At 47.0% G+C, this 4,273-nt stretch carries 4 protein-coding genes; all 4 read right to left on the bottom strand.

All coding sequences use genetic code 11. The features are described from left to right. Window positions 1-165 precede the first annotated feature (165 nt). The gene (locus J4G07_12390; GenBank protein ID MCE2414793.1) at window positions 166-903 is read right to left on the bottom strand and encodes an NAD(P)-dependent oxidoreductase; all 738 of its coding nucleotides are present in this window, start codon (window positions 901-903) and stop codon (window positions 166-168) included. 203 nt (window positions 904-1,106) lie between these two features. Next, complete coding sequence (locus tag J4G07_12385) at window positions 1,107-1,967, bottom strand: phytanoyl-CoA dioxygenase family protein (protein MCE2414792.1); 861 nt, start codon at window positions 1,965-1,967, stop codon at window positions 1,107-1,109. A 130-nt stretch (window positions 1,968-2,097) separates the two neighbouring features. Further along, entirely contained in the window at window positions 2,098-2,913 is an 816-nt protein-coding gene (locus J4G07_12380; protein ID MCE2414791.1) for a serine/threonine protein kinase, read from the bottom strand. Between the two features lie 770 nt (window positions 2,914-3,683). Continuing rightward, the gene (locus tag J4G07_12375; protein ID MCE2414790.1) at window positions 3,684-3,911 is read right to left on the bottom strand and encodes a hypothetical protein; all 228 of its coding nucleotides are present in this window, start codon (window positions 3,909-3,911) and stop codon (window positions 3,684-3,686) included. Between the last annotated feature and the right edge of the window lie 362 nt (window positions 3,912-4,273).

The following is a 4,273-nucleotide window of genomic DNA, read 5'->3' as shown; positions in this document are numbered from 1 at the left end:
ACAAGGGACTGCCCCTACAGGGAAAATCCCTTCAACCCAACTGACAATACTATCAAACGCAACTTGACACAGCACTAGCAACCAAATAACTCACCACTGTTGTTTCAACGTAGACTTTCGGTTTGACCGTATTATATTGTATCATGTAACAAGGTTTTTGTCAAATTACACACGCGTGTGCGTTAGCGGTTCCCAACCGAGCAGACGTTTCGCTTTCGAGAGATTAATCTCCTTCTGTTCATGATCCCCCGAAATAAAGAAAGCGTCAAAACCCTCATGTTCAACCGAGATAGCCGCGAGATACGCGGTCGCTAAATCTTCTTCATCCGTCCACCAGATATGGACTGATGAATCTTTGGGTTGCGCGTAACGTTCAAGCCACTGTTCGCGTGTAGAGGGCCCCGTGATTCGCAAAGCAATAAGTGACATGCCGTGTTCTCGTGAGAAGTATTCGCAGACCTGCTCACCGAAGGCTTTGGTCAATCCATAGACCCCAGGATTATCACGAGGGACGACATCTTCATACGGAAAATTGTTTCGCGTCCGCTCATGCACGGTGAAAGTGCTTGTGTAGACGGCATGGCGAATGCCCGCTTCCTTCGCGGCATGTAAGACGATATGCAGTCCCTTCGCGTTCACCTCGTAGTTTGCGAGAATGTCGCTGAAATCGGCGACAGAGGACCGGTCGCTCGTCGGTTGCAGCATCACCATGTAGACGAACGTGTCCATCCCTTTCAACGCTTCCTGAACGATAGCGGGATCGGCAACGGACCCTTGGATGTAATCAATAGATGTGTCTTTGGGCGGATTGAGATCAAGGACTCGGAAATTGTGATGGCTCTTCATGTAAGGGAGCGTCATCGTTCCGACGTGTCCTGAACCTCCTATAAGTAAAACATTCATTTTTAATTATACCTTGCGGAGAAACAACGTGAATTTGATCTTCCACGCGTCTTTCTCTCGAGTCGCCCTCCACTACGTTACGGGCTTGCTGTTGTTTCCTACGCGAAACCCGTCTATAAAATTGTCCTGCAAACCCGGATGGGATCGCGACGGGCGAAAAGCTGAATATAAAAAAATCTCAACAACACTGATAAAATTCCATGCTACTCTTGATACGTATAGGCACGGTGCTGAATCCGCAGATCGAAATCTTCCGCTGGGTCCCATGTCGGCATATCTGATGGGATGTTGTAATCAAACTGCTCGGTATCCGACGGATAAGGGTTCGTTCGGCGTTCGTGGAGGGCACGCTGATAGAGTTTGCAGCGTTGTGTCAAGAACTCCGATTGCCACCATTTATAGCGTTCGTTCCATCGCGGGGTCCGTTGATCGAAGTAAATCACCCGACGCAGCGTCCCACTCGTGTTAATTTTACTGCCGTGTAAGACCTTGGTATGGTGGAGTAGAATATCACCCGGTTCAACTTCTGCTGGCACTGCGTCTTCACGTTCAAAATTGGCTTCACCCCTGTCAATAACCTCCTGTGCCTCTTCGATCCCCCAGAGATGGCTTTTTGGGATGACCCAGACACACCCGTTATCAACAGTGGAGTCATCAATGTATATATCGATGTTAAAGATCGGATGATTTTCACGGATTGCATTGCCGTCCCGATGCCATCTAACGGAGGAACCGTGTTTCGGCAGTTTGAAGACTAAAGATTCATAGCATGGGATGAAATCGGGTCCGACGATCCGATGTAGCAGATCCCCAATGGACGGGTGTCCCAAAAGTCTCAGGGAGAACTCGTTCGGATGGGAGTGTAGATAGGTCAGGTAGTAAGGAATCCCTTCTGGACCCCGGTTGCACCATGGGTCTGCCGGTCCACCCGCCAAAATCTCATCAATCAATCGTTGACTTTCACGTTGTATAACGGAAAGTTCATCGGATTGGATTACACCTTTCAAGATGAGGTATCCGTTATCATTGAAGAATTGAATTTCGTTATCCGTAATTTTTCGCATTTTTAATTATTCCTTGCGGGTCAGTGTCGGTTGCTTGGATATTGACGTTCTTCGCGTCAGGGTCACCTGCGCCGTTGTTGCAGGCTACAGTTTTGTTAAAATCGACGACTTCCTAACAGGAGACCATAAATTAAAAATCATTAATCGCGGCGTGCCATGCGGAAACGAACGCTTGGACAGATGGGTATCGCAATTGTTTGTCCGCGTTTGTTGCTTTCTTCGCAACATGCCAGAGAGCATCGTTCCCTTTCCAGTCGTCTCGTGAATCGCTGTTGTTGGCGAGCAACACGAACGCCGTCCGTCCTAACATAAAGACGTTTGTCCTTTCGTCGATTCTCGCGCCTTCCTGAAATTCCTCCGGTGCCATGAATCGAGTTGAGCCGTACAATCGTCCGCGGTCATTTATAAAAGGTGCTGGATGATAGTGGTCAAAATCGTAGAGATGAACTCGCTTTTCCTCAAAGTCATAGATAATGCAGCCGTCGTAAAAGTCCTCAGCAACAAACCCTTGTTTTTCAATAAGGACATGGACATCATAGATGACGTTGAGTGCATCAATTATCTCAGTTGCTGGCAATGCACAAAACCTATCACGCGGGTGAATTTCATCCGGACGCAGTTCCCTTTCCGGACGTAAACCCTCCCCATCTACCCAATTGTAGACCAGTGCGAAACCATCGGGCGTAGCAAAAGCGTTGTGCAATCGAGGAAGTGCCTCGTGCTGGACAGCGGCGTGGAAACGAACAGCTTGCTTAAGCCATCTGATGGTTTGTGGTATGTTGCCGTGTTTGACGAACCAACGCTGGTTGTCAACGACCGCTCGGAAGGATTGACATCTCGAATCGTGTTCTGGAAACCGATACGTGATTTCGCCGACCTGATTTAGGTATGCCTCGATATGTGTGTCAATTTCCGAAATTTCCAGAAGTGGATGCCGGGTGGGCATTTCGTTTGTCCTCATCAGGTGCGGCAAAACAGTCTCTCAACCGCTTTGCGTCGGTTTTGCGGGGGTTGCGATAAGAGTATACACCAAAATCGGAAAAAAGTCACGCTTTTTTCATTGAGACTGTGCGCAAGTGGGTATTTACATCTAAATTCAAGAAATCAAAACTGTCAACGTCAAAATAAGCAAAACCGACAAACGATTAAGCCAAATCTTCTGGCTGGTAATTGCACTTATAGGGCTTATCGCCGTAACTATAACGTGAGTTTGATAAAAGTGTCACGTTGGGTTTCGCTACCGGTATTGATCCAGAAAGTGTCTTGAATTTTCGGTGTATTTACCGCTCTACCTAGGGGAAACACCCAAGCAAAAACACCTACAGATGTATTTTCAAACTGGCGTTAACTATAGGTGTTCCACAATGGTTGAACAGCAAAGGATCGCGAACAGTCGGCGAATTTGTTCACTCGCGAACAGACTGAAGTGCCAACGTTATGTTTCTGCTCAAAGTCCGCAACGTTTTCGTATTCCTTCTTGCGAAATATAGCGAAATGCTGCGAAATATAGCGAAATATAGCGAAGGAGGAGGAAGTCCACCTCAATGCGTATGAAGATATAACCGAGGCAAGAGAACGCATCGATCATTTTACTACACAAGTGTATCACCAGAAACGCCCGCGCTCGGCGTTAGATTATTTGACACCTATGGAATTTCAACAGCAAAACTTGGAACCTAACTTTGCTAATTTTTGGTCTGAATAAACGGTGGCACTTCATTTTGCTTCAATTAAATCTAACCACATAATATCAACATCACTGAGTGTCCATGTGTCCTTGAACGCTGCACCCGCTGCTTCTGAACCGATAGGCGTGGCGTAGTTGGCATTGCTATTGAACGGTGGGTCCAAGTATATCAAGTCAACCGATTCGCTATTCATGCCTCGCATGATAGGGAGATTATCACCCGTAAATATCGTCTTGGGATTAATATTTGAAGTCATTGGAATGTTCCGATTCTCAAGAGAAATCAGAAAAAGATAAAGCGTTTTTTCTTTCTGAGTTTTAGGGAATCGTGTCCGGGCGGTGGTTCTGTAAAAGTTTCGCCGTGTGCTTCGGCTTCAAGACGGCGACGGTTCCAGTATGTTTTGCGGCACACCGTTCTGGCGGTTCAAGGGTTGACGATTCGCTGTTGTTTGAGCGTTTCGATTTCTTGGGTAAGAGCCTCTATTTTTACTTCTTGGTCGCGTATAAGTTGTTCAATTACCTTCCTATCTTCAGGAGCGAGTGTCACTCCTAAAATGATGGATGTGGGCAGCCACAAGGGACTGCCCCTACAGGGAAAATCCCTTCAACCCAACTGACA

The sequence above is a fragment of the Candidatus Poribacteria bacterium genome, from assembly GCA_021295715.1.
Classification (GTDB): Bacteria; Poribacteria; WGA-4E; order WGA-4E; family WGA-3G; genus WGA-3G.
The sequence above is the reverse complement of the archived record's forward strand: the minus strand, read 5'-3'. Positions and strand labels throughout refer to the sequence as shown.